Below are 25,507 nucleotides of genomic sequence, written 5' to 3' on the forward strand. Positions count from 1 at the left end.
ACTAGTCTAGCTCGTATGAAAATGAACTTAGGACCTAGTTAAGCTAGGGACCGACAGTATCTTATATAGAATAGGAGAAGGAGATGAGTTCAGGTAAAATTGCTCAGGTTATCGGTCCCGTTGTAGACGTCTTGTTTGCAGCAGGGGAAAAACTTCCTGAGATTAACAATGCACTTGTCGTCTACAAAAATGACGAAAGAAAAACAAAAATCGTCCTTGAAGTAGCCTTGGAGTTGGGGGATGGTATGGTTCGTACTATCGCCATGGAATCAACAGATGGTTTGACTCGTGGAATGGAAGTATTGGACACAGGTCGTCCAATCTCTGTACCAGTAGGTAAAGAAACTTTGGGACGTGTCTTCAACGTTTTGGGAGATACCATTGACTTGGAAGCTCCTTTTACAGAAGATGCAGAGCGTCAGCCAATTCATAAAAAAGCTCCAACTTTTGATGAGTTGTCTACCTCTTCTGAAATCCTTGAAACAGGGATTAAGGTTATCGACCTTCTTGCCCCTTACCTTAAAGGTGGTAAAGTTGGACTTTTCGGTGGTGCCGGAGTTGGTAAAACTGTCTTGATTCAAGAATTGATTCACAACATTGCCCAAGAACACGGTGGTATTTCAGTATTTACTGGTGTTGGGGAACGTACTCGTGAGGGGAATGACCTTTACTGGGAAATGAAAGAATCAGGTGTTATCGAGAAAACAGCCATGGTATTTGGTCAGATGAATGAGCCACCAGGAGCACGTATGCGTGTTGCCCTTACTGGTTTGACAATCGCTGAATACTTCCGTGATGTAGAAGGACAAGACGTGCTTCTCTTTATCGATAATATCTTCCGTTTCACTCAGGCTGGTTCAGAAGTATCTGCCCTTTTGGGTCGTATGCCATCAGCCGTTGGTTACCAACCAACACTTGCTACGGAAATGGGTCAATTGCAAGAACGTATTACATCAACCAAGAAGGGTTCTGTAACTTCTATCCAAGCTATCTATGTGCCAGCGGATGACTATACTGACCCAGCGCCAGCAACAGCCTTTGCTCACTTGGATTCAACAACTAACTTGGAACGTAAGTTGGTACAATTGGGTATCTATCCAGCCGTTGACCCACTTGCTTCAAGCTCACGTGCCTTGGCACCTGAAATTGTTGGAGAAGAGCACTATGCAGTTGCTGCTGAAGTAAAACGCGTTCTTCAACGTTACCATGAATTGCAAGATATCATTGCTATCCTTGGTATGGATGAGCTTTCTGATGAAGAAAAGACCTTGGTTGCTCGTGCCCGTCGTATCCAGTTCTTCTTGTCACAAAACTTCAACGTTGCGGAACAATTTACTGGTCAGCCAGGTTCTTATGTTCCAGTTGCTGAAACTGTTCGTGGCTTTAAGGAAATACTTGATGGTAAACACGACCACTTGCCAGAAGATGCCTTCCGTGGTGTAGGTTCTATCGAAGATGTGATTGCAAAAGCTGAAAAAATGGGATTTTAAGAGGTGATCTATGGCTCAGTTAACTGTCCAGATCGTGACACCAGATGGTCTCGTCTATGATCACCATGCCAGCTTTGTATCAGTTCGAACTCTGGATGGTGAGATGGGAATCTTGCCACGACATGAAAATATGATTGCAGTTTTAGCAGTTGATGAGGTTAAGGTTAAACGTGTAGATGATGAAAATCACGTGAACTGGATTGCAGTGAACGGAGGCGTTATCGAAGTTGCCAATGGCGTTGTCACAATTGTTGCTGACTCTGCAGAACGTGCTCGTGATATCGACGTTAGTCGTGCAGAACGTGCCAAACTTCGAGCAGAGCGTGAAATTGAAGAAGCACACGACAAACACTTGATTGACCAAGAACGTCGTGCGAAGATTGCACTGCAACGTGCCATTAACCGTATCAATGTCGGAAAAAGACTATAAGAAAAAATGAACTTGAGTTACCAAGTTCATTTTTTATGTTTTCTTAGGGAGCAAAACTGATGCAAAATTAGAATTGTCTAGAGATATAAAAGATAATTAAAAGATTGCATAGTTCAATTTGCGTAGCAGAAATCATACAAATAAAATTGATTATAGTAAAATAGAATTAGAATTATTAAGAAAGTTGGTTCTTTATTGGAAACGATAGTATTTTCAATCTCTGTTTTTCTAGCAGGGATCTTGTCCTTCTTTTCCCCTTGCATTTTCCCTCTGTTACCTGTCTATACTGGTATCTTATTGGATGATCAGGATAGTGCAAAAAGTTTTTCATTATTTGGGAAAAAAGTTGCCTGGTCAGGTTTGATTCGAACACTTTGCTTTATTGCAGGTATCTCTCTCATTTTCTTTATCTTAGGATTTGGTGCTGGTTACTTTGGTAATATTCTCTATGCAAATTGGTTTCGATATGTCATGGGAACAATTATTATCATTTTGGGCCTTCACCAGATGGAAATTTTTCATTTTAAGAAATTAGAGGTTCAAAAAAGCTTTACCTTTAAAAAATCAGATTCTAATCGTTATTGGTCAGCTTTTTTACTTGGTATTACCTTTAGCTTTGGTTGGACGCCTTGTATTGGGCCGGTTTTAAGTTCTGTCTTAGCACTTGCGGCTTCTGGAGGTAATGGCGCTTGGCAAGGAGCTATCTATACTCTTATTTACACTCTGGGAATGGCCATTCCCTTCTTGGTCTTGGCTCTAGCTTCAGGCGTAGTGATGCCTTATTTTAGTAAACTCAAGCGCCATATGATGCTACTGAAGAAAATTGGTGGTTTACTCATTATTTTAATGGGAATTTTGTTACTATTAGGACAAGTAAATGTTCTAGCTGGTATTTTTGAATAAAGGAGAAAAAGATGAAAAAAGTAATGTTTGCTGGCTTAAGCCTCTTGTCACTAGTTGTATTGATGGCCTGTGGCGAGGAAGAGACTAAAAAGACTCAAGCACCAGAACAATCCCCAAAACAACAGCAACAAACGCCTGTACAACAAATTGCTGTTGGAAAAGAGGCTCCAGACTTCACCTTGCAATCTATGGATGGTAAAGAAGTTAAGTTATCTGATTATAAGGGGAAAAAAGTCTACTTGAAGTTTTGGGCTTCATGGTGTGGTCCATGTAAGAAAAGTATGCCTGAGTTGATGGAATTAGCTGCGAAACAAGATCGTGATTTCGAAATTCTTAGTGTCATTGCACCAGGAATTCAAGGTGAAAAAACTGTCGAGCAATTTCCACAATGGTTCCAAGATCAAGGATATAAAGATATCCCAGTACTTTATGACACAAAAGGAACCACCTTCCAAGCTTATCAAATTCGAAGCATTCCTACAGAATACCTGATTGATAGTCAAGGAAAGATTGGAAAGATTCAATTTGGTGTCATCAGCAACGAGGATGCAGAAGCAGCCTTTAAAGAAATGAACTAGAATCAAGATTTTAAAATAGTATTTATACAATCAATCCCCTAGATTTTAGATAGTATTAATCTAAGATTTAGGGGATTTTTGCTATCAATAAATTAAGTTTAAAAAAGAAGGGAGTTCTGTATTATACAGATTCCCCTTCTTTTTCTTTAAACATAATATTTATTTTTTAGCTTTAAGAAGTTTATTATATCATAGCTTCTCGTTGATAAAGCGGATAAACTGATTCCACCAAACTTTTAAGAAGAAGGCTTTTTCTACTTTCTTTTCTGCTACCATTTCAAAACTAGGACGTTCTGTGGTGATGTAACCTTGACCAATCAAGTCTGAGTCTTCATAAGTCAAATGTCCAACCACTGTTCCGGCTTCAAGTGGTGCTGGAATTGCCTTAGAATCAGGTGTGAATTGAACAGATTGAGAAGATTGATTCCCAATACGTTCAATTAGAGAAATATCATCTTTAGCAACAGCAGTGACTGTATCTTCTTTTCCGTCTTGTACAGGGACTTTGCTATCTTGATAGGCATCACCTTTCTGAACGATTTTGCGAAGTGTGAATGTAGAAGAGATATAATCCATTAGTGAAGATGTAGCTGTGAAGCGAGCGTAAGGATTATTGTCATGATGATCCGCATTCAAAACAACTGTGATAACCCTCATGCCTTTTTCGACAGTAGTACCAACAAAAGACTCTCCAGCCTTATCTGTGGTCCCTGTTTTTAATCCATCAAAACCACCGCGATAAGCAGGCATACCCTCTAACATGTAATTGGTAGAAGTGATTGCCATTCCAGCAAAAGTAGAAGAAGGTTTTTTCGTGATTTCTAAGACTTGTGGGTATTTTTTGATGAGGTTGCGAGCAACGATAGCGACATCATAAGCACTGAGCTTATTTTCCTCATCTTTTTTAGAGCCTGGGTAAATGTTATCACCTAGACTCTCATTGTTAAGACCCGTCGTATTGACAACAGTGGCATCCTGAATTCCCCATTCTAAGAGTTTTGCCCGCATCATATCGACGAAATCTTTTTCTGAGCCAGCAATTTTCTCAGCTAGCGCAATAGCCGCACTGTTGGCGCTAGATACCAGGGTTGCCTCAAGTAGTTGTTCGACGGTATAATTACGAGCTTCCATAGGAACGTTACTCGCTTCAGAATTTGTCGTTAATTTGTAAGGGTAATCAGAAATATCTACCGGAGTTGATAGTGTAATACTGCCGTTTTCCAAGGCTTCATAGACAAGATAAACAGTAATTAACTTTGTGATTGAAGCAATTTCAACTGGCTGGGTTGCATCTTTCTCATAGAGAATTTTACCAGTATTCGCCTCAACAGCAATTGCATGTTTAGCAGCAATATTAAAATCTTGGGCAGCAACAGTAGATGCTGAGCCAATAACGGAAAGGCTTAAAAGAGTTAAAATTATTTTTTTCATAGTAAGTTTATTCTATCATAAAGAAAAAAATATTCCCAGTTTCATGATATAAGAAAGAAGCTTTTTTGAAAGTGTGGTAAAATAGATGAATGGAGGTACTTCATGTTTCGTAAGAATAAATTATTTTTTTGGACCAGTGAGATTTTACTATTAACCATCATCTTTTATTTATGGAGACAGATGGGTGGGATTATAACGCCTTTTGTAAGTGTCGCAAACACTATAATGATTCCCTTTCTTTTAGGTGGTTTTTTATATTATTTGACCAATCCTATTGTAAATTTTTTACAAAAGTATTTCAAAATTAACCGTATCATTGGTATTCTACTAACCTTGTGCGCCTTGGTTTGTGGGCTAGTTATTGGGGTCGTCTATCTCTTACCGATTTTGATTAATCAGCTGACAAGTTTGATTGCTACAAGTCAGACAATCTACAGTCGTCTGCAAGATTTGATTATCGATTTATCCACTTATCCAGCCTTTCAAAATTTAGATATTCAAGCGACTATTCAACAGTTAAATCTCTCTTATGTAGATATTCTACAGAATATCCTAAATAGTGTAACGAATAGTGTTGGAAGTGTCTTATCTGCGCTCTTTAGTACCGTTTTGATTATTATCATGACCCCTGTGTTCTTAATTTATTTTTTGTTAGACGGTAACAAGTTCTTGCCGATGCTTGAACGTACTGTTTTAAAGAGAGATAAGCTACATATTGCAGGCCTATTAAAGAATTTGAATGCGACAATTGCTCGCTATATTAGTGGAGTTGCAATTGATGCGATTATTATTGGGTGTTTGGCCTTTATTGGATATAGTATTATTGGTTTAAAATATGCTTTGGTCTTCGCCATCTTTTCAGGATTAGCCAATCTCATTCCTTATGTAGGACCAAGTATTGGCTTGATTCCAATGATTATCGCTAATGTCTTTACTGATCCCCATAGAATGCTGATTGCAGTTGTTTATATGCTAATTATTCAACAAGTGGATGGAAATATCCTTTACCCTCGAATCGTTGGTGGGGTAATGAAGGTTCATCCGATTACGATTTTAGTATTGCTTTTGTTATCAAGTAATATCTATGGTGTCATTGGCATGATTGTCGCAGTACCAACCTATTCTATCTTGAAAGAAATTTCTAAGTTTTTATCACGTTTGTATGAAAATCATAAAATAATGAAAGAACGAGAAAGAGAATTAGCTAAGTAAAAGTCAGGAAATTCCTGATTTTTCTTTTTATTTAGGCAAGTGATAGGAGTGGAAGTGCCGTTTAGATTAGTAGATTAAGAATAATTCACAAAAACTTTGTAAAACACTTGCAATTTAGCTGAAATTTGATAAAATAGTAAGGAAAGTTAGACTGTATTGCCTACTGTCTATCTATAAAATATATTTTATTGGAGGCTTTTACTCAAATGGCAAAAGAAAAATACGATCGTAGTAAACCACACGTTAACATTGGTACTATCGGACACGTTGACCACGGTAAAACTACCCTAACTGCAGCTATCACAACTGTTTTGGCACGTCGCTTGCCTTCATCAGTTAACCAACCTAAAGACTATGCGTCTATCGATGCTGCTCCAGAAGAACGCGAACGCGGTATCACAATCAACACTGCGCACGTTGAGTACGAAACTGAAAAACGTCACTACGCTCACATCGACGCTCCAGGACACGCGGACTACGTTAAAAACATGATCACTGGTGCCGCTCAAATGGACGGAGCTATCCTTGTAGTAGCTTCAACTGACGGACCAATGCCACAAACTCGTGAGCACATCCTTCTTTCACGTCAGGTTGGTGTTAAACACCTTATCGTCTTCATGAACAAAGTTGACTTGGTTGACGACGAAGAATTGCTTGAATTGGTTGAAATGGAAATCCGTGACCTATTGTCAGAATACGACTTCCCAGGTGACGATCTTCCAGTTATCCAAGGTTCAGCTCTTAAAGCCCTTGAAGGTGACACTAAATACGAAGACATCGTTATGGAATTGATGAACACAGTTGATGAGTACATCCCAGAACCAGAACGTGACACTGACAAACCATTGCTTCTTCCAGTCGAAGACGTATTCTCAATCACTGGACGTGGTACAGTTGCTTCAGGACGTATCGACCGTGGTATCGTTAAAGTCAACGACGAAATCGAAATCGTTGGTATCAAAGAAGAAACTCAAAAAGCAGTTGTTACTGGTGTTGAAATGTTCCGTAAACAACTTGACGAAGGTCTTGCCGGAGATAACGTAGGTGTCCTTCTTCGTGGTGTTCAACGTGACGAAATCGAACGTGGACAAGTTATCGCTAAACCAGGTTCAATCAACCCACACACTAAATTTAAAGGTGAAGTTTACATCCTTACTAAAGAAGAAGGTGGACGTCACACTCCATTCTTCAACAACTACCGTCCACAATTCTACTTCCGTACTACTGACGTTACAGGTTCAATCGAACTTCCAGCAGGTACTGAAATGGTAATGCCTGGTGATAACGTGACAATCGACGTTGAGTTGATCCACCCAATCGCCGTAGAACAAGGTACTACATTCTCTATCCGTGAGGGTGGACGTACTGTTGGTTCAGGTATGGTTACAGAAATCGAAGCTTAATTCGGTTTAGTTCCCAGAAGAACAATTATTTAAGTCAGACACTAAAAGAATCTTGCTTTGCAAGGTTCTTTTTCATTATGTCACTATTAGTCCGTCTAGCTCCGTTAGGTGTGAGACAAATAAATGATGGCTGTGAAATATTTTTACTTTTCATGGAAAAATTGTTTTGAGAAAGATTCCATCTTTTTTTGGGGGAGTAATTTGTAGATATAAAAAAGACAAACACTAAAATGATGTTTGTCTTTGGTGTGTAGCTCCGTTAGTTGGTCAGTTATAATTATGTTAATTAGCAAATCTGATGCAGACCGCTTCTGGGACATGGAAGTCATTAGAAAGTTCTGCAAGACGACCAGTTTCAGGATTGCGTTTAAAAACGGTTGCATTGTCAGAGTCTTGATGGATAGCAATGATAAATTCTTGATCCGGTGTCAAATCAAAATCACGTGGAGTCTTACCATGAGTCGGAACGATTTCTAACAACTCTAAACTACCGTCCGCAAGGATTGTATATACTGCGATAGAATCATGACCACGGTTAGAAGCGTAGAGGTATTTACCGTCTTTAGAGAGACGAATAGCAGCAGTACCATTAAAGCCTTCATAACCGTCTGGTAGAGTTGAAATGACTTGCATGCGTTCAAATTCGCCAACACCATCGTAGATTAGAACCTCGATAGTGCTATTAAGTTCACAAATCAGATAAGCAATTTTATAATGGTTATGGAAAATAATATGGCGTGAGCCTGCTCCTGGCTGGCTGTGATAGGTATAGAGTTTAGATAATTTTCCTTCTTGATCAAGATCATAAGTGATGACTTGGTCAGTTCCCAAGTCGCAAGTCACTAGATAGTGGTCAGGTGTTAAATCTGTATAGTGAACATGTGGAGAAGCTTGATTTTCATGTGGACCTTGGCCACTGTGTTGATCCACATCACTAAGTAGAAGACGACCATCTTCCTGACGTTTATAAACAAGGACCTGTCCCTTGTGGTAGTTTGCTGCGTACACCAAATCACGCTTTTCATCAACGGCAACATAACAGTGGGGAGCTCCTTCTTCCACGACATGATTTAATAAGGTTCCATCAGTTTGATAGGCTGCAATCCCCCCCTTATCGTCTTGACTACCAACAGTGTATAAATGTTGGTGTTGGTCAAAGGCAAGGTAGGTCGGACTTGGCTCAGCTGCAAAAAGTTCTAGATTTGAAAGCTGACCAGTTTCTGTATCGAAGTCTGCCTTGTAAATCCCTTGGGAAGTCCGACGTGTATAAGTTCCAAAATAAACAGTTTCTTTCATAACTTTACCTCTTTATAAAGATAAGTCTATTATATCACAAAATGAATTTATAATATGCTATGCGGTGCAATTCAATGGAATGTAAGCACTTTAAAAAAGAGTTATTTTGATTTAAAAATGGTATAATGAGAGAACAATAGAAAGGAAGTATTTATGGAGCAAAAAGAGAAACATTTTAGCCTATCTTGGTTTTTCAAGTGGTTTTTGGATAACAAGGCAATTACGGTATTTTTGGTAACCTTATTATTGGGACTGAATCTTTTTATTTTAAGCAAGATTAGTTTTCTATTTTCACCGGTTCTAGACTTTTTGGCAGTTGTGATGTTGCCAGTCATTCTATCTGGTTTGCTATATTATTTATTAAATCCTATCGTTGATTGGATGGAGAAGCATAAGATTAATCGTGTCATCGCAATCAGTATTGTCTTTGTCATCATCGCTCTCTTTATCATTTGGGGCTTGGCAGTCGCCATTCCAAATCTGCAACGTCAAGTTTTAAGTTTTGCAAGGAATGTTCCAGTCTACCTCGAAGATGCAGACAGAGTTGTTAATGATTTGGTCACCAAGCGTTTACCAGATGATTTCAGACCTCAATTAGAGCAAGTTTTAACAAACTTCTCTAGTCAGGCTACAGTTTGGGCAAGTAAGGTTTCATCTCAGGCAGTCAACTGGGTGAGTGCCTTTATTAGCGGGGCATCTCAAGTGATTGTTGCCTTGATTATCGTTCCTTTCATGCTCTTTTACCTTTTGCGTGATGGGAAAGGCTTGCGTAACTATTTAACCCAATTCATGCCAACGAAATTGAAGGAACCTGTAGGACAGGTTTTGTCAGATGTGAATCAACAGTTGTCCAACTATGTTAGAGGACAAGTAACAGTGGCTATTATTGTAGCAGTAATGTTTATCATCTTCTTCAAGATTATTGGTTTACGCTATGCAGTTACGTTGGGGGTTACTGCTGGTATTTTAAATCTGGTTCCTTATTTGGGTAGCTTCTTAGCCATGCTTCCTGCCCTAGTATTGGGCTTGATTGCTGGGCCAGTCATGCTTTTAAAAGTAGTGATTGTCTTTATCGTAGAACAAACTATTGAAGGCCGTTTTGTCTCTCCATTGATTTTGGGAAGTCAATTAAACATCCATCCTATTAATGTTCTTTTTGTCTTGTTAACTTCAGGATCCATGTTTGGTATCTGGGGAGTCTTGCTCGGTATTCCAGTTTATGCCTCTGCTAAAGTTGTCATTTCAGCCATTTTTGAATGGTATAAGGTAGTCAGTGGCCTATATGAACTAGAGGGAGAGGAAATCAAGAGTGAACAATAGTCAACAGATGTTACAGGCCTTGGAAGAGCAAGATTTAACCAAGGCTGAGCACTATTTCGTCAAAGCTTTAGAAAATGATCCAAGTGACCTTCTGTATGAGTTAGCTACTTATCTTGAAGGGATTGGTTTTTATCCTCAGGCAAAGGAAATTTACCTGAAAATCGTAGAGGATTTTCCAGAGGTTAATCTTAATCTAGCAGCAATTGCTAGCGAGGATGGTCAAATCGAAGAAGCCTTTGCTTATCTTGAAGAAATCCAAGCAGACAGTGACTGGTATGTTTCAGCTTTGGCACTTAAAGCAGACCTTTACCAGCTGGAAAGTTTGACAGATGTGGCGCGTGAGAAATTATTGGAGGCCTTGACTTACTCAGAAGATCCTCTCTTGATATTGGGATTAGCAGAGTTGGATAGTGAGTTGGAAAATTACCAAGAAGCTATTCAAGGCTATGCCCAGTTAGATAATCGTACTATTTATGAGCAAACAGGCATTTCTACCTATCAACGGATTGGCTTTGCCTATGCCCAGTTAGGGAAATTTGAAACAGCTACAGAGTTTTTGGAAAAAGCCCTGGAGTTAGAATACGATGACCTAACAGCTTTTGAGTTGGCCAGTCTTTACTTTGATAGAGAAGAATACCAAAAAGCTGTCCTCTACTTTAAGCAACTTGATACCATTTCACCTGATTTTGAAGGATATGAGTATGGTTACAGTCAGGCCTTACATAAGGAACATCAAGTTCAAGAAGCTCTGCGTATCACTAAGCAAGGCTTAGAGAAAAATCCCTTTGAAACTCGCCTCTTGCTGGCTGCTTCACAATTCTCTTATGAATTGCATGATGCCAGTGGTGCAGAAAACTACCTCCTTACTGCAAAAGAAGACGCTGAGGATACGGAAGAAATCTTACTCCGTCTAGCCACTATTTATCTAGAACAGGAACGTTATGAGGACATTCTAGACTTGCAAAATGATGAGCCAGAGAATCTTTTGACCAAGTGGATGATTGCTCGTTCCTATCAAGAAATGGACGATTTGGATACTGCCTACGAGCATTATCAAGAGTTGGCAGGAGATTTAAAGGATAATCCAGAGTTTCTGGAACCCTATATCTATCTCTTGCGTGAATTGGGTTATTTTGAAGAAGCAAAAGTCAATGCGCAAGCTTACTTAAAACTGGTTCCAGATGATGTACAAATGCAAGAATTGTATGAGAGATTGCAGGAATAAAATGTTTTAAAGCTATATCTTATCATTTTTCATAGTATCATCTACAGGTTATTTTATCTATTGTATGGTGAGAGTATATTTGAGTTATTGTGTTTGTATTCGAATTTACAATACAATACATAAGAAGTGAGATAAGTAATATTTTTAAAAGCACAATCTTAGATTTTATAACAATAAAAAGAAAAGTTCTCATTTTATAAGAAACTCAGACTGAAAACAAAGCCCTTAGACTAAAAGTTTCTAAGGGCATTTTTTCTAAAGTCGTATAATAGATGTCAGAAAAGTTGTGAGATGTTTCCTATGTTTCATAAAGAAAATCCAGACAATAACCGCAATCAGGTTGTCTTTTACACGCTAGATGAACTCGTTCCGCAAGAACATTTTCTTAGTCAGATTGGACAAGTTATTGATTTTCCTTCATCTATGACTGAATCGTATCCAATAACCGCAAATATACTCACAAAGTTTTGATAATCAAGCTAAGTTTATGTGGAAGTTAAGATTGACTTAGATCGGAAAAACCACGGAAAACAGGGCGGGAAACTTTTTTGCATTGAAAAGTATTTTGCAGAGGTTTCAAATTTTTTAAGGATAGGAGATCTGGAGAAATAAAAAAGACAAACACTAGAATAATGTTTGTCTTCGGTATGGAGTTCTCATTTAATGAGAACCTAGTTACAATTAGTTTTTAGAAGCTTCTTGGAATTCTGGGTTTTTCCAAGCTTCATCAATAATAGCTTGCAATTCTTTAGCAGAAGCTTGCATTTTTTGAGTTTCTGCATCGTTCAATGGAATGTTTACTGGACGAACGATTCCGTGTGCACCAACAACAGCTGGTTGACCGATAAATACGTCTTTAACACCATATTGACCTTCTTGGAATACAGAAAGTGGAAGTACTGCATTTTCGTCGTCAAGGATTGCTTTTGTGATACGAGCAAGCGCTACCGCGATACCGTAGTATGTTGCACCTTTTTTGTTGATGATTGTGTAGGCTGCATCACGAACACCTTCGAACAATTCAATCAATTCAGCTTCTTGAACGTTTTGAGTGTCTTTAAGGAATTCTTCAAGGTTTACACCAGCGATGTTTGCGTGTGACCAAACAGCGAACTCAGAGTCACCGTGTTCACCCATGATGTAGGCGTGCACTGAACGAGCATCAACGTCAAGTTTTTCAGCAAGTGCTTGACGGAAACGAGCTGAGTCAAGTGAAGTACCTGAACCAATAACGCGTTCTTTAGGGAAACCAGAGAATTTCCAAGTTGAGTAAGTCAAGACGTCAACTGGGTTAGCAGCAACAAGGAAGATACCTTTGAAACCTGATTCAACAACTTGAGTTACGATTGATTTGTTGATAGCAAGGTTTTTACCTACAAGGTCAAGACGAGTTTCACCTGGTTTTTGAGGAGCACCTGCAGTGATTACAACAAGGTCAGCGTCTGCACAGTCAGAGTATTGAGCTGCATAGATTTTTTTAGGTGAAGTGAAGGCAAGGGCGTGACTAAGGTCAAGCGCGTCACCAACAGCTTTTTCATGCAGTTGTGGAATTTCGATAATTCCAAGCTCTTGTGCAATTCCTTGGTTAACAAGTGCAAAAGCGTAAGAAGAACCTACAGCACCATCACCGACAAGGATAACTTTTTTGTGTTGTTTAGTTGAAGTCATTATTCTAAACATCTCCTTAATTTTATTCAGGGATTTACCCAGTTGTCTTAATTCTATCACTTTTAAAAAGCTTTGTCACGAATATGCCTTGGAGTTCTTGATGTAAACGTTTTAGCTAATTTGGATATCTGAAATATGGCGGACATTATGGTATAATATTATTAATTACTAATAGTGAAATGAGGCATTTATTAATGCAAGATAAAAATTTAGTGAATGTCAATCTGACAAAGGAGATGAAGACGAGCTTTATTGATTACGCCATGAGTGTTATCGTAGCGCGGGCTCTTCCTGATGTTCGAGATGGCTTGAAACCTGTTCACCGTCGGATTCTCTACGGAATGAATGAATTGGGTGTTACTCCAGATAAACCCCATAAAAAATCTGCTCGTATTACAGGTGATGTCATGGGGAAATATCACCCACATGGAGATTTATCTATCTATGAAGCTATGGTTCGTATGGCTCAATGGTGGAGCTACCGTTACATGCTTGTAGATGGTCACGGAAACTTTGGTTCCATGGATGGGGACGGTGCTGCTGCCCAGCGTTACACCGAGGCACGCATGAGCAAGATTGCTCTGGAAATGCTTCGAGATATCAATAAGAATACGGTTGATTTCGTAGATAACTATGATGCCAATGAACGTGAACCCTTGGTCTTGCCTGCTCGTTTTCCAAACCTTTTGGTTAATGGAGCAACTGGTATTGCTGTCGGGATGGCAACAAATATTCCGCCTCACAACTTGGGTGAAACCATTGATGCAGTGAAGTTGGTCATGGACAATCCTGAAGTGACTACCAAGGACTTGATGGAAGTCTTGCCTGGTCCAGATTTTCCAACAGGTGCACTTGTCATGGGGAAATCAGGTATTCATAAGGCTTATGAAACAGGTAAAGGTTCTATTGTTCTTCGTTCTCGTACTGAAATTGAAGAAACTAAGACTGGCCGTGAGCGCATCGTTGTAACAGAATTTCCTTACATGGTCAATAAAACCAAGGTTCATGAACATATTGTTCGTTTGGTTCAGGAAAAACGCATTGAGGGTATTACAGCAGTTCGTGATGAATCAAACCGTGAAGGGGTTCGTTTCGTGATCGAGGTCAAGCGCGACGCGTCTGCCAACGTTATCCTTAACAACCTCTTCAAGATGACCCAAATGCAAACCAACTTTGGTTTTAATATGCTCGCTATCCAAAATGGTGTACCGAAGATTTTGTCTCTTCGTCAGATTTTGGATGCTTATATCGAGCACCAAAAAGAAGTGGTTGTTCGTCGTACACGTTTTGATAAGGAAAAAGCAGAAGCACGTGCTCATATTTTAGAAGGTCTCTTGATCGCGCTAGACCATATCGACGAAGTGATTCGTATCATTCGTGCTAGTGAAACAGATGCGGAAGCACAAGCTGAGTTGATGAGCAAGTTCAAGCTTTCTGAACGCCAAAGTCAGGCTATCCTAGATATGCGCCTTCGTCGTTTGACAGGTTTAGAACGTGATAAGATCCAGTCTGAGTATGATGACCTCTTGGCTCTGATTGCGGATTTGGCGGATATTCTTGCTAAGCCAGAACGTGTTTCTCAAATCATCAAAGATGAATTAGATGAAGTCAAGCGTAAGTTTGACGACCAACGTCGTACTGAATTGATGGTTGGTGAAGTCTTGAGTCTTGAAGATGAGGATCTAATTGAAGAAGCTGATGTCTTAATTACACTGTCTAACAAAGGCTACATTAAACGTCTGGACCAAGGCGAATTTACCGCTCAAAAACGTGGTGGTCGTGGTGTCCAAGGGACAGGTGTTAAGGATGATGATTTTGTTCGCGAGTTAGTGTCGACAAGCACTCATGATCACCTACTCTTCTTTACAAATAAAGGACGTGTTTATCGTCTTAAAGGTTATGAAATTCCTGAATATGGCCGTACAGCCAAGGGATTGCCGATTGTCAATCTTTTAAAATTGGATGAAGGCGAAAGTATTCAGACTATTATCAATGTTGAATCTGAACGTAGTGATGATGCTTACCTTTTCTTCACAACCCGTCATGGTATTGTGAAGAGAACCAGTGTTAAGGAATTTGCTAACATTCGTCAGAATGGACTCAAGGCTTTGAACCTCAAGGATGAAGATGAGTTGATTAATGTATTGTTGACGGAAGAAGACACGGATATTATCATTGGTACCAAGTTTGGTTATGCAGTTCGCTTTAATCAATCAGCTGTTCGTGGTATGAGTCGTATCGCCACTGGTGTAAAAGGTGTTAATCTTCGGGAGGGGGACACAGTTATTGGTGCCAGTGTAATCACAGACCAGGACGAGGTTCTTATCATCACTGAAAAAGGATATGGTAAGCGCACAGTTGCGACTGAATATCCAACAAAAGGTCGTGGTGGTAAAGGAATGAAGACGGCTAATGTAGCTGAAAAAAATGGTCCTTTATCCGGTCTCTTGACAGTTAAAGGTGATGAAGATTTGATGATTATCACTGATACAGGTGTCATGATTCGAACTAACGTTGCCAATATTTCACAAACAGGTCGCTCAACTATGGGAGTTAAAGTGATGCGCCTGGACCAAGATGCTAAAATTGTAACCTTTACTACGGTTGCAGCGGCAGAAAAAGAAGAAGTTGGGGCAGAAAACGAAACAGAAGGTGAAGCATAATGTCTCATAAAAAGAATAATAAGAAAATCAAACGAAAAAATCTGCTGACAAATATCTTGGCTGTATTTCTCATACTGATCTCTATTGCTTTAATTTTTAATGCAAAGATTCGTGATGCATTTATTGCTTGGAATAGTAATAAATACCAAGTTAGTCAAGTATCAAAAGAAAAAATAGAAGAAAATCAGGACACAGAGGGAAATTTTGATTTTGATTCAGTAAAAGCCATTTCCTCTGAAGCTGTTTTAGCCTCTCAATGGGATAATCAAAAATTACCTGTTATCGGAGGAATTGCAATACCTGAGCTTGAAATTAATTTACCTATCTTTAAGGGGATTGCAAATGTCAATCTTTTATATGGTGCGGGTACCATGAAGCGTGACCAAGAAATGGGTAAAGGGAATTATTCATTAGCTAGCCATCATATTTTCACAGGTGATAATGCTAGTCAGATGCTTTTTTCTCCACTAGATCGTGCGAAAAAAGGGATGAAAATTCACTTGACAGATAAGAATAAAGTGTATACCTATGAAATTAGTGAAGTGAAACGAGTTACACCAGATAGAGTAGATGAAATTGATGACCGAACTGGTGTTGATGAAATTACTTTAGTAACTTGTGAGGATGCAGCAGCTACTGAGCGGATCATTGTAAAGGGTGATTTGAAAGAAACAAAAGATTATTCACAAACATCTGACGAAATTTTGACAGCCTTCAATCAACCATATAAACAATTTTATTAGTTCTAAAAGAATCAGTGAAGATTAAGTTTCATTGATTCTTTTAATATTTTCATAAAATAAACTTTTATGAAATACAGAAAACGTTTCCTTAATTCTAAAGTTTGTGATATAATTATCACAAATAAAAGTTTTAGGAGTTTATTATGGTTTCTTCAGAATTTATCTCAAAGATTGAATTTGCTTGCAAGAAGAAGGAAAGTCTTTATAGTCAAAGCAAATTTAAGTATGCGATTCGTTCGATGTTTGCAGGTGCATTTTTAACCTTCAGTACTGCTGCTGGTGCAGTTGGGGCTGACTTGATTAATAAAATTGCACCAGGTAGTGGACGCTTCCTCTTCCCCTTTGTCTTTGCTTGGGGATTGGCCTACATTGTTTTCTTGAATGCCGAGTTGGTAACATCAAACATGATGTTCTTGACTGCTGGTAGTTTCTTGAAAAAAATCTCTTGGAGAAAAACAGCTGAGATTTTACTTTACTGTACCTTGTTCAACCTTATCGGGGCTTTGATAGCAGGTTGGGGCTTTGCCCACTCAGCAGCTTATGCACATCTGACACACGATAGTTTCATCTCAGGGGTTGTTGAGATGAAGTTAGGCCGTTCAAATGAATTAATCTTGCTTGAGGCGATTTTGGCAAATATTTTCGTAAATATTGCGATTCTTTCATTTGTTTTGGTCAAAGATGGTGGTGCCAAACTTTGGCTTGTGTTGTCAGCGATTTACATGTTTGTATTCTTAACAAACGAGCACATTGCGGCGAACTTTGCTTCTTTCGCGATTGTAAAATTCAGTGTTGCTGCTGATTCAATTGCTAACTTCGGTATTGGAAATATGCTTCGTCACTGGGGTGTAACCTTCATCGGAAACTTTATCGGAGGAGGCCTCCTGATGGGTCTTCCATATGCCTTCCTCAATAAAAATGAAGATACTTATGTAGATTAAGAAAATGAGCACGATTGAGTCGTGCTTTTTTCATTTTTAAAATAAGGTAACAGTTATTTATTATATCAAAATATAGAAAGCTAATATTTGTAAACTATACCTTAAGGTGCTACAATATCCTTAATCAAACTATTTGGAGGTCGCCTTATGACTCGTGATTTTAAATTTGAAACTTTGCAACTGCATGCTGGTCAAGTTGTGGATCCAGCTACCAAGTCTCGTGCAGTGCCGATTTATCAAACAACATCTTTTGTTTTTGATGACACGCAGGAAGGTGCAGATCTTTTTGCCTTGAGAAAACCAGGGAACATTTATACTCGTATCACCAACCCTACAACAGCTGTCTTTGAAGAAAGAATTGCTGCCCTTGAAGGTGGTGTTGGAGCTCTTGCAACAGCATCAGGTATGGCCGCAGTGACTTATACGATTTTGGCGCTTGCCCATGCTGGTGACCATGTAGTGGCTGCTTCGACTATTTACGGTGGAACCTTCAATCTTTTGAAAGAAACCCTTCCTCGTTATGGGATCACAACAACCTTTGTGGACGTGGATAATTTGGAGGAAGTAGAAGCAGCTATCAATGACAATACCAAGCTTGTCTTGATTGAAACCTTGGGTAACCCCTTGATTAACATACCAGACTTGGAAAAATTAGCTGAGATTGCGCATAAACACCAGATTCCACTTGTTTCTGACAATACTTTTGCTACACCTTATTTGATTAATGTCTTTTCTCACGGTGTAGATATTTCCATTCACTCTGCGACTAAGTTTATCGGTGGACATGGTACAACTATTGGAGGAGTGATCGTTGATAGTGGTCGTTTTGACTGGGCAGCTTCAGGAAAATTCCCTCAATTTGTTGAGGAAGACCCAAGCTACCACAATTTGAGCTATACTCGTGATGTGGGGGCAGCAGCCTTTATTATCGCTGTCCGTGTTCAATTGCTTCGTGATACAGGTGCAGCCTTGTCGCCATTTAATGCCTTCTTGTTACTCCAAGGACTTGAAACCCTGTCACTTCGAGTGGAACGTCACGTGCAAAATGCAGAGAAAATTGTTGATTTCCTTGTCAATCATCCTAAGGTAGAAAAAGTTAACTATCCAAAATTGGCTGACAGTCCATATCATGCCTTGGCTGAGAAATATTTGCCAAAAGGTGTGGGCTCCATCTTTACCTTCCATGTCAAAGGTGGGGAGGCAGAAGCTCGCAAGGTAATTGACAATTTAGAAATCTTCTCTGATCTTGCAAACGTAGCAGATGCTAAATCGCTTGTTGTCCATCCAGCAACAACCACTCACGGTCAATTGTCAGAAAAAGACCTAGAAGCAGCAGGTGTCACACCAAACCAAATCCGTTTGTCTATCGGACTTGAAAATGTAGATGATTTGATTGAAGACTTGCGCTTGGCCTTGGAAAAAATTTAAAGAAAAAGAAGTTAAACAGTGGGTTTTGACTCACTGTTTTTGATTTTCCCTCAGGCATGATATAATGGTTAAAGAAGTCTAGAAAGAGGAACGATATGAACGAAATCAAATGTCCCAACTGTGGGGAAGTCTTTACAGTAAATGAAAGCCAGTATGCCGAACTCTTGTCCCAAGTAAGAACGGCAGAGTTTGATAAGGAATTGCACGATCGCATGAAGCAGGAACTGGCCTTGGCTGAGCAAAAGGCCATGAATGAGCAACAGTCTAAACTAGCTCAAAAAGACCAAGAAATCGCGCAATTGCAGAGTCAAATCCAAAACTTTGCTACAGAGAAAGAGTTGGCTAAGAAAGAGGTTGAACAGACAAGCCATCAGGCTCTCTTGGCTAAGGACAAGGAAGTACAGGCCTTGGAAAACCAATTGGCTACCTTGCGTTTGGAGCATGAAAATCAACTGCAAAAGACCCTTTCTGACCTTGAAAAAGAACGAGATCAGGTCAAAAATCAGTTGCTATTGCAAGAAAAGGAAAATGAGTTGTCTTTGGCTTCTGTTAAACAAAACTATGAAGCCCAGCTTAAAGCAGCCAGTGAACAAGTCGAGTTTTATAAGAATTTCAAAGCCCAACAATCTACAAAAGCTATTGGGGAAAGTCTGGAACAGTATGCAGAGAGTGAGTTTAACAAGGTCCGTAGTTTCGCCTTTCCAAATGCTTACTTTGAGAAGGATAACAAGGTCTCTGCGCGTGGGTCTAAGGGGGACTTTATCTTCCGTGAATGTGATGAAAATGGTGTCGAAATTATTTCCATCATGTTTGAGATGAAAAATGAAGCAGATGGAACAGAGAAGAAGCATAAGAACGCAGACTTCTACAAGGAATTGGACAAGGACCGTCGGGAGAAGAACTGCGAGTATGCCGTTCTGGTGACCATGCTTGAGGCAGATAACGACTACTTTAACACAGGGATTGTTGACGTCAGCTACGAGTATGAAAAGATGTATGTGGTTCGCCCTCAATTCTTTATTCAGTTGATTGGGCTCTTGCGTAATGCAGCGCTTAATTCTCTAAAATACAAGCAGGAGTTGGCCTTGGTTAGGGAACAAAATATCGATATCACGCATTTCGAGGAAGACTTGGATGCCTTTAAATTAGCCTTTGCCAAGAACTACAATTCAGCTTCGACTAATTTTGGCAAAGCCATCGATGAAATCGACAAGGCCATCAAACGCATGGAAGAGGTTAAGAAGTTCCTAACCACATCCGAAAACCAACTCCGCCTCGCAAACAATAAGTTGGAAGATGTTTCGGTTAAAAAATTGACCCGAAAAAATCCAACCATGAAAGCGAAATTTGAAGCACTGAAGGGGGAGTGAGAAAGCAAAAATGAACGGTATTATCAACTTAAAAAAAGAAGCGGGGATGACCTCGCATGATGCGGTTTTTAAACTGCGTAAGATTTTGGGAACCAAAAAGATTGGTCATGGTGGGACTCTGGATCCGGATGTGGTGGGTGTTTTGCCTATTGCGGTTGGCAAGGCGACCCGCATGGTCGAGTTTATGCAGGATGAGGGCAAGGTCTATGAGGGTGAAATCACTCTGGGCTATTCCACGACGACTGAGGATGCTAGTGGGGAAGTGGTCGCAGAGACTCCTGTTTTGTCGCCCTTGGATGAAACAATTGTCGATGAAGCGATTGCCAGTCTGACTGGACCTATTACCCAGATTCCACCTATGTACTCTGCGGTTAAGGTTAATGGTCGCAAGCTCTATGAGTATGCACGTGCTGGTCAGGAAGTAGAGCGTCCAGAGCGTCAGGTGACCATTTATCAATTTGAGCGGACAAGTCCGATTTCTTATGAGGGTCATCTTGCACGCTTTACTTTTCGTGTAAAATGTAGCAAGGGGACTTACATCCGTACCTTATCGGTTGATTTAGGTGAGAAGCTTGGTTATGCGGCTCATATGTCACATCTGACACGGACTAGTGCAGCAGGTTTGCAACTTGAGGATGCTCTTACTTTGGAAGAAATTGCTGAAAAAGTAGAGGCTGGTCAACTGGATTTTCTCCATCCTCTAGAGATTGGGACAGGCTTCCTTGTCAAAGTTTTCCTAAGTCCAGAACAGGCTACAGAAGTACGCTTTGGTCGTTTTATTGAGTTAGAACAGTCGGATAAGGAATTGGCTGCTTTTGAAGGAGATAAATTGTTAGCCATTTTAGAAAAACGAGGCAATCTCTACAAGCCAAGGAAGGTTTTTATCTAATCTAACTGGAGTTTGGGGATGGAATTCTTCCCCTAGACTATTCAAATCAGACTATAAATTTTACAAAAAATGTGATAGAATAGACGACGGATAAAAAAACGGAGGATAGCATGCAAAATAGACCAATCATTATCGGAGTGACAGGTGGTTCTGGTGGTGGTAAGACCAGTGTTTCAAGAGCCATTTTATCGCATTTCCCTGATGAAAAGATTTCCATGATTGAGCATGATTCATACTACAAGGATCAGTCTCATTTGACCTTTGAAGAGCGTGTCAAAACTAACTATGACCATCCTTTTGCCTTTGATACAGACTTGATGATCGAGCAGATTAAGGAATTGTTGGCAGGGCGTCCGGTGGACATTCCGACTTATGACTATACAGAGCATACACGGAGTAGCAAGACTTATCGTCAAGAGCCTCAAGATGTCTTTATCGTTGAGGGGATTTTGGTCTTGGAGGACAAGCGTCTGCGTGATTTGATGGATATCAAGATTTTTGTGGATACGGATGATGATGTGCGTATTATTCGTCGGATCAAGCGTGATATGGAAGAGCGTGGCCGTAGTTTGGATAGCGTTATTGACCAGTATTTAGGTGTGGTCAAACCTATGTACCATCAGTTTATCGAACCAACCAAGCGTTATGCTGATATCGTCATTCCTGAGGGAGTCAGCAATACAGTGGCTATCGACCTTTTGACAACCAAGATTGCAAAGATTTTGGAAGAAGCACGAAACAGCAAATAAACAGATGTGGAGGCCTTGCCTCCTTTTTTTATTTTTCCCTCATAATGGTACATAAAAGGAGATTTTTAGGCATATTTTTGGTATAATAATACCCATGAAAGAGCAAGGAAATGAGTAGTAGGTGGAGATGGAAAAGTATTTATCGGTAACAACTTTGACCAAGTATCTGAAAATGAAATTCGATAAAGACCCTTACTTGGAACGGGTCTATTTAACTGGTCAAGTTTCCAACTTTCGTAAACGACCTACTCACCAATATTTCTCCCTAAAGGATGACCATGCAGTCATTCAAGCGACCATCTGGTCTGGGATTTATCAGAAATTAGGTTTCGACCTGGAAGAAGGGATAAAAATCAATGTAATTGGGCGTGTTCAGGTTTATGAGCCGAGTGGTAGCTACTCCATCATCATTGAAAAGGCAGAGCCTGATGGAGTTGGTGCGCTTGCGATTCAGTTTGAACAACTCAAGAAAAAATTGACAGAAGAAGGTCTGTTTCAAGAACGCTTCAAGCAACCTCTGCCCCAATTTTCTAAGAGAATTGGTGTAGTGACAAGTCGTAGTGGAGCCGTTATTCGAGATATTATCACGACCGTCAGCAGACGTTTTCCTGGTGTTGATATTCTCCTCTATCCGACTAAGGTGCAAGGTGATGGAGCCGCGGAGGAAATTGCTCGAAATATTGCGCGTGCTAATCAACGGGACGATTTGGATTTGCTGATTATTGGTCGTGGTGGTGGTTCCATCGAGGATCTCTGGGCCTTTAACGAAGAAATTGTGGTACGAGCGATTTTTGAATCTCGTTTGCCAGTTATCTCTAGTGTGGGGCATGAGACGGATGTGACTTTGGCGGACTTTGTGGCAGATCGCAGAGCAGCGACGCCAACAGCAGCAGCTGAAATAGCAACACCTGTGACCAAGTTGGATGTATTAGCTCATTTGCAAAATCAAGAAAAACGGATGGCAACAGCAGTCCGAAATGTCCTAGCTAAGAAACAAGAATCTTTGAAAAAATGCAGTCAGTCTGTTATCTTTAGACAGCCAGAGCGCTTGTATGATGGTTATTTGCAACGATTGGATCAACTGCAACTGCGCTTAAAACAAAGTTTGCGCACACAGATTTCCGATAACAAACAGCTAGTACAAGCAAGGACACATCAACTGGTGCAATTATCACCTGTTACCAAAATCCAGCGTTATCAAGACCGCCTAGGTCAATTGGACAAGCTCTTACGAAGCCAAATGGCACTGGTTTATGATGCCAAGGTTGCTGAAGTGAAGCGACTTTCAGAAGCCTTGTTGATGTTGGATACCAGTCGAATCGTGGCGCGTGGTTATGCTATTGTCAAGAAAGAAGAGTCAGTTATCGATTCGGTTGAGAGCTTGAAGAAAAAAGACCAAGTAACGCTTTTGATGCGGGATGGTCAAGTAGAATTAGAGGTTAAAGATGTCAAAACAAAAGAAATTTGAGGAAAATCTAGCAGAACTGGAGACTATTGTCCAAAGTTTGGAAAATGGTGAAATTGCTCTGGAAGATGCTATTGCTGCCTTTCAAAAGGGGATGGTCTTGTCCAAAGAGCTCCAAGCGACGCTGGACAAGGCTGAAAAGACCTTGGTCAAGGTCATGCAAGAAGACGGAACAGAAAGTGATTTTGAATGAAGAAGCAAGAAAAATTAGCTCTTGTCGAATCGGCTTTGGATGATTTTTATGGAGACCAGCAGTTTGCCTCTAGTTTGCGAGAGTCTGTTCTCTATTCCATTCATGCTGGCGGCAAGCGTATTCGGCCTTTTCTCTTGTTGGAAGTTTTGGAAGCCTTGCAAGTTGCCATCAAACCTGCTCACGCGCAGGTGGCCGCGGCCTTGGAAATGATTCATACAGGGAGCTTGATTCACGATGATCTTCCTGCCATGGATGATGATGATTATCGTCGGGGGCGTTTGACCAATCATAAGAAATTTGGCGAAGCAATGGCAATTTTGGCAGGAGATGCCTTGTTCCTAGATCCTTACGCCTTGATAGCGCAGGCAGAGTTGCCAAGTCAAATCAAGGTGGACTTGATTGCCAACTTATCTCTTGCATCAGGTAGTCTGGGCATGGTAGCAGGCCAGGTTTTGGACATGGAGGGCGAACATCAGCATTTATCTTTGGAAGAACTTCAGACCATTCATGCCAATAAGACTGGGAAACTACTAGCCTATCCCTTCCAGGCAGCTGCTATTATAGCTGAATTGGCTCCTGAAATACAAGCAAAACTGAAAACTGTTGGTGAATTGATTGGGCTTGCTTTTCAAGTCAGAGATGATGTACTGGATGTGACAGCTAGTTTTGAGGAAATCGGCAAGACACCGCAAAAGGATTTGCAGGCTGAAAAATCAACCTATCCATCCTTGTTGGGATTGGAAGAGGCCATTTCCTTTTGCAACCAAACCTTGGATCAAGCTAATGCCAAATTAGAAGAAATTGCCCAGCAGATTCCCTTTGATACAGAATCGATTGTAAGTGTAGTAGAAAGTTTGAGAATCAATGGCTAAGGAAAGAGTGGATGTACTAGCTTATAAACAGGGCTTGTTTGAAACGCGAGAACAGGCCAAGCGCGGTGTCATGGCTGGTCTAGTTGTAGCAGTTCTGAATGGAGAACGGTTTGACAAACCAGGAGAGAAAATTCCAGACGACACCGAGCTAAAACTCAAGGGTGAAAAACTCAAGTATGTGAGTCGTGGTGGCTTGAAATTGGAAAAAGCCTTGCAGGTCTTTGATTTGTCAGTAGAAGGGTCAACAACGATTGATATCGGTGCTTCTACTGGAGGTTTTACTGATGTTATGCTACAGAATGGTGCTGAGTTGGTCTTTGCAGTTGATGTTGGTACCAATCAGTTGGCTTGGAAACTACGCCAGGACCCGAGAGTTGTCAGCATGGAGCAGTTTAATTTCCGCTATGCTGAAAGGACTGACTTTGAGCAGGAACCAAGTTTTGCCAGTATTGATGTAAGTTTCATTTCCCTTAGTCTGATCTTACCAGCCTTGCATCGTGTGTTGGCTGATCAAGGTCAGGTTGTGGCTTTGGTTAAGCCCCAGTTTGAGGCAGGTCGTGAGCAGATTGGGAAAAATGGAATTATTCGAGATGCCAAGGTTCATCAGAATGTCCTTGAATCTGTCACAGCTATGGCAGTAGAGGAAGGCTTTTCAGTCCTTGGATTGGACTTTTCTCCCATCCAAGGTGGGCATGGAAATATTGAGTTTTTAGCGTATTTGAAAAAAGAAGAGTCAGCAAGCAATCAGGTTCTTGCTGAGATTGAAGAAGTAGTAGAGAGGGCGCATAGTCAATTTAAAAATGAATAAAAAAGAGAGACTTGAAAAAATTAGACGATTTGTGACAGATTATCAAATCGGTACACAAGAAGAAATTGTAGAACATTTGAAAGAGGCAGGAATCACTGCCACTCAAGCGACGGTATCTCGAGATATCAAAGAATTAGGTATTGTCAAAATTCCTTTGAGAGACAACACCTATGTCTATGAATTGCCAAAATCAATCGTAAAAAGTTTGCAACTGGCTGAAGACAATATCGAATCGGCAGAATTGATGGATAAGATGATCAATCTCCAAGTTATTCCAGGAAATACAGCTTTTGTGAAAGCTCAGTTAATCGAGACTTTTGCGGACAAGATTTTTAGCTGTTTAGCTGATGATAGCTCGATTTTAGTCATTGCCAGAAGTGAAAGTCTAGCTGAGGAAATCTTTGAACAAGTAAAAAATTGGTAGGTCTAT

23 protein-coding genes are annotated in these 25,507 nt (G+C 40.2%); 20 read left to right on the forward strand and 3 right to left on the reverse strand.

Annotated elements, in window-relative coordinates:
- The first annotated feature begins 83 nt into the window (after positions 1-83).
- The 4 genes from atpD to sdbB all read left to right on the forward strand — a co-directional run bounded on the left by atpD (position 84) and on the right by sdbB (position 3,401).
- Complete coding sequence (gene atpD / locus ADH52_RS09995; RefSeq protein ID WP_000094357.1) at positions 84-1,490, forward strand: F0F1 ATP synthase subunit beta; 1,407 nt, start codon at positions 84-86, stop codon at positions 1,488-1,490.
- 10 nt (positions 1,491-1,500) lie between these two features.
- Positions 1,501-1,920: a F0F1 ATP synthase subunit epsilon gene (locus ADH52_RS10000; RefSeq protein WP_049486910.1), complete on the forward strand. Its 420-nt coding sequence runs from the start codon at positions 1,501-1,503 to the stop codon at positions 1,918-1,920.
- A 195-nt stretch (positions 1,921-2,115) separates the two neighbouring features.
- Positions 2,116-2,823, forward strand: a complete 708-nt coding sequence (gene ccdA2 / locus ADH52_RS10005) for a thiol-disulfide oxidoreductase-associated membrane protein CcdA2 (protein ID WP_049486909.1) — start codon at positions 2,116-2,118, stop codon at positions 2,821-2,823.
- Positions 2,824-2,834: 11 nt separating this feature from the next.
- Complete coding sequence (gene sdbB, locus ADH52_RS10010; RefSeq protein WP_049486908.1) at positions 2,835-3,401, forward strand: thiol-disulfide oxidoreductase-associated lipoprotein SdbB; 567 nt, start codon at positions 2,835-2,837, stop codon at positions 3,399-3,401.
- A gap of 189 nt (positions 3,402-3,590) precedes the next feature.
- Here the strand turns inward: sdbB and pbp3 are convergent, their stop codons facing one another.
- Positions 3,591-4,832, reverse strand: a complete 1,242-nt coding sequence (gene pbp3, locus ADH52_RS10015) for a D-alanyl-D-alanine carboxypeptidase PBP3 (protein WP_049486907.1) — start codon at positions 4,830-4,832, stop codon at positions 3,591-3,593.
- Positions 4,833-4,934: 102 nt separating this feature from the next.
- Between pbp3 and ADH52_RS10020 the strand changes: the two genes are divergently transcribed.
- Both ADH52_RS10020 and tuf read left to right on the forward strand, forming a co-directional pair.
- On the forward strand, positions 4,935-6,044 hold the full coding sequence (locus ADH52_RS10020) for an AI-2E family transporter (RefSeq protein ID WP_049511089.1): 1,110 nt from the start codon (positions 4,935-4,937) through the stop codon (positions 6,042-6,044).
- Between the two features lie 206 nt (positions 6,045-6,250).
- Positions 6,251-7,447 (forward strand): elongation factor Tu, encoded by a 1,197-nt coding sequence (gene tuf, locus ADH52_RS10025; protein WP_001040726.1) that lies wholly within the window; start codon positions 6,251-6,253, stop codon positions 7,445-7,447.
- Between the two features lie 282 nt (positions 7,448-7,729).
- Here the strand turns inward: tuf and ADH52_RS10030 are convergent, their stop codons facing one another.
- A complete protein-coding gene (locus ADH52_RS10030) occupies positions 7,730-8,743 on the reverse strand; it encodes a lactonase family protein (RefSeq protein WP_049511090.1) in 1,014 nt (337 codons plus the stop codon).
- A gap of 153 nt (positions 8,744-8,896) precedes the next feature.
- Between ADH52_RS10030 and ADH52_RS10035 the strand changes: the two genes are divergently transcribed.
- A complete protein-coding gene (locus ADH52_RS10035) occupies positions 8,897-10,063 on the forward strand; it encodes an AI-2E family transporter (protein WP_049511091.1) in 1,167 nt (388 codons plus the stop codon).
- On the forward strand, positions 10,053-11,288 hold the full coding sequence (locus ADH52_RS10040; protein ID WP_049511092.1) for a tetratricopeptide repeat protein: 1,236 nt from the start codon (positions 10,053-10,055) through the stop codon (positions 11,286-11,288). The genes ADH52_RS10035 and ADH52_RS10040 overlap by 11 nt, the downstream gene beginning before the upstream one ends.
- A 681-nt stretch (positions 11,289-11,969) precedes the next feature.
- Here ADH52_RS10040 and ADH52_RS10050 read toward each other — a convergent pair.
- Positions 11,970-12,956, reverse strand: a complete 987-nt coding sequence (locus ADH52_RS10050; protein WP_049499376.1) for an L-lactate dehydrogenase — start codon at positions 12,954-12,956, stop codon at positions 11,970-11,972.
- 194 nt (positions 12,957-13,150) lie between these two features.
- Between ADH52_RS10050 and gyrA the strand changes: the two genes are divergently transcribed.
- The 12 genes from gyrA (at position 13,151) to ADH52_RS10110 (ending at position 25,501) form a co-directional block, all read left to right on the forward strand.
- Positions 13,151-15,619 (forward strand): DNA gyrase subunit A, encoded by a 2,469-nt coding sequence (gene gyrA / locus ADH52_RS10055; RefSeq protein ID WP_049511093.1) that lies wholly within the window; start codon positions 13,151-13,153, stop codon positions 15,617-15,619.
- The gene (locus ADH52_RS10060; RefSeq protein ID WP_033681684.1) at positions 15,619-16,362 is read left to right on the forward strand and encodes a class A sortase; all 744 of its coding nucleotides are present in this window, start codon (positions 15,619-15,621) and stop codon (positions 16,360-16,362) included. Before gyrA ends, ADH52_RS10060 begins: the two co-directional genes overlap by 1 nt.
- A gap of 143 nt (positions 16,363-16,505) precedes the next feature.
- Positions 16,506-17,303 (forward strand): formate/nitrite transporter family protein, encoded by a 798-nt coding sequence (locus ADH52_RS10065; protein WP_020902891.1) that lies wholly within the window; start codon positions 16,506-16,508, stop codon positions 17,301-17,303.
- Between the two features lie 147 nt (positions 17,304-17,450).
- Complete coding sequence (locus ADH52_RS10070; protein WP_049511094.1) at positions 17,451-18,731, forward strand: O-acetylhomoserine aminocarboxypropyltransferase/cysteine synthase family protein; 1,281 nt, start codon at positions 17,451-17,453, stop codon at positions 18,729-18,731.
- Positions 18,732-18,826: 95 nt separating this feature from the next.
- Positions 18,827-20,101: a DUF2130 domain-containing protein gene (locus tag ADH52_RS10075; protein ID WP_049511095.1), complete on the forward strand. Its 1,275-nt coding sequence runs from the start codon at positions 18,827-18,829 to the stop codon at positions 20,099-20,101.
- A gap of 10 nt (positions 20,102-20,111) precedes the next feature.
- Complete coding sequence (gene truB / locus ADH52_RS10080) at positions 20,112-20,990, forward strand: tRNA pseudouridine(55) synthase TruB (RefSeq protein WP_049511096.1); 879 nt, start codon at positions 20,112-20,114, stop codon at positions 20,988-20,990.
- 110 nt (positions 20,991-21,100) lie between these two features.
- The gene (gene udk / locus ADH52_RS10085; RefSeq protein WP_001181376.1) at positions 21,101-21,739 is read left to right on the forward strand and encodes a uridine kinase; all 639 of its coding nucleotides are present in this window, start codon (positions 21,101-21,103) and stop codon (positions 21,737-21,739) included.
- Between the two features lie 127 nt (positions 21,740-21,866).
- A complete protein-coding gene (xseA, locus tag ADH52_RS10090) occupies positions 21,867-23,207 on the forward strand; it encodes an exodeoxyribonuclease VII large subunit (protein WP_049511105.1) in 1,341 nt (446 codons plus the stop codon).
- Positions 23,185-23,397, forward strand: a complete 213-nt coding sequence (locus tag ADH52_RS10095) for an exodeoxyribonuclease VII small subunit (RefSeq protein ID WP_000043226.1) — start codon at positions 23,185-23,187, stop codon at positions 23,395-23,397. The genes xseA and ADH52_RS10095 overlap by 23 nt, the downstream gene beginning before the upstream one ends.
- The gene (locus ADH52_RS10100) at positions 23,394-24,269 is read left to right on the forward strand and encodes a polyprenyl synthetase family protein (protein ID WP_049511097.1); all 876 of its coding nucleotides are present in this window, start codon (positions 23,394-23,396) and stop codon (positions 24,267-24,269) included. The genes ADH52_RS10095 and ADH52_RS10100 overlap by 4 nt, the downstream gene beginning before the upstream one ends.
- Entirely contained in the window at positions 24,262-25,077 is an 816-nt protein-coding gene (locus ADH52_RS10105) for a TlyA family RNA methyltransferase (protein ID WP_049511098.1), read from the forward strand. The genes ADH52_RS10100 and ADH52_RS10105 overlap by 8 nt, the downstream gene beginning before the upstream one ends.
- Positions 25,070-25,501 carry an arginine repressor gene (locus ADH52_RS10110; RefSeq protein WP_020900686.1) on the forward strand — a complete coding sequence of 144 codons (432 nt, stop codon included), beginning with the start codon at positions 25,070-25,072 and terminating at the stop codon, positions 25,499-25,501. The genes ADH52_RS10105 and ADH52_RS10110 overlap by 8 nt, the downstream gene beginning before the upstream one ends.
- Positions 25,502-25,507 lie beyond the last annotated feature (6 nt).

The organism is Streptococcus pseudopneumoniae, assembly GCF_001072665.1.
Classification (GTDB): Bacteria; Bacillota; Bacilli; order Lactobacillales; family Streptococcaceae; genus Streptococcus; species Streptococcus pseudopneumoniae_S.

Coding starts and splice junctions, on each gene's coding strand:
- ADH52_RS10000 (WP_049486910.1), top strand. CDS start 1,501: ATGGCTCAGTTAACTGTCCAGATCGTGACACCAGATGGTCTCGTCTAT.
- ADH52_RS10095 (WP_000043226.1), top strand. CDS start 23,185: ATGTCAAAACAAAAGAAATTTGAGGAAAATCTAGCAGAACTGGAGACT.
- ADH52_RS10070 (WP_049511094.1), top strand. CDS start 17,451: ATGACTCGTGATTTTAAATTTGAAACTTTGCAACTGCATGCTGGTCAA.
- udk (WP_001181376.1), top strand. CDS start 21,101: ATGCAAAATAGACCAATCATTATCGGAGTGACAGGTGGTTCTGGTGGT.
- ADH52_RS10065 (WP_020902891.1), top strand. CDS start 16,506: ATGGTTTCTTCAGAATTTATCTCAAAGATTGAATTTGCTTGCAAGAAG.
- ADH52_RS10020 (WP_049511089.1), top strand. CDS start 4,935: ATGTTTCGTAAGAATAAATTATTTTTTTGGACCAGTGAGATTTTACTA.
- ADH52_RS10110 (WP_020900686.1), top strand. CDS start 25,070: ATGAATAAAAAAGAGAGACTTGAAAAAATTAGACGATTTGTGACAGAT.
- tuf (WP_001040726.1), top strand. CDS start 6,251: ATGGCAAAAGAAAAATACGATCGTAGTAAACCACACGTTAACATTGGT.
- ADH52_RS10100 (WP_049511097.1), top strand. CDS start 23,394: ATGAAGAAGCAAGAAAAATTAGCTCTTGTCGAATCGGCTTTGGATGAT.
- ADH52_RS10075 (WP_049511095.1), top strand. CDS start 18,827: ATGAACGAAATCAAATGTCCCAACTGTGGGGAAGTCTTTACAGTAAAT.
- ADH52_RS10030 (WP_049511090.1), bottom strand. CDS start 8,743: ATGAAAGAAACTGTTTATTTTGGAACTTATACACGTCGGACTTCCCAA.
- atpD (WP_000094357.1), top strand. CDS start 84: ATGAGTTCAGGTAAAATTGCTCAGGTTATCGGTCCCGTTGTAGACGTC.
- truB (WP_049511096.1), top strand. CDS start 20,112: ATGAACGGTATTATCAACTTAAAAAAAGAAGCGGGGATGACCTCGCAT.
- xseA (WP_049511105.1), top strand. CDS start 21,867: ATGGAAAAGTATTTATCGGTAACAACTTTGACCAAGTATCTGAAAATG.
- sdbB (WP_049486908.1), top strand. CDS start 2,835: ATGAAAAAAGTAATGTTTGCTGGCTTAAGCCTCTTGTCACTAGTTGTA.
- ADH52_RS10050 (WP_049499376.1), bottom strand. CDS start 12,956: ATGACTTCAACTAAACAACACAAAAAAGTTATCCTTGTCGGTGATGGT.
- gyrA (WP_049511093.1), top strand. CDS start 13,151: ATGCAAGATAAAAATTTAGTGAATGTCAATCTGACAAAGGAGATGAAG.
- ADH52_RS10105 (WP_049511098.1), top strand. CDS start 24,262: ATGGCTAAGGAAAGAGTGGATGTACTAGCTTATAAACAGGGCTTGTTT.
- pbp3 (WP_049486907.1), bottom strand. CDS start 4,832: ATGAAAAAAATAATTTTAACTCTTTTAAGCCTTTCCGTTATTGGCTCA.
- ADH52_RS10060 (WP_033681684.1), top strand. CDS start 15,619: ATGTCTCATAAAAAGAATAATAAGAAAATCAAACGAAAAAATCTGCTG.
- ADH52_RS10035 (WP_049511091.1), top strand. CDS start 8,897: ATGGAGCAAAAAGAGAAACATTTTAGCCTATCTTGGTTTTTCAAGTGG.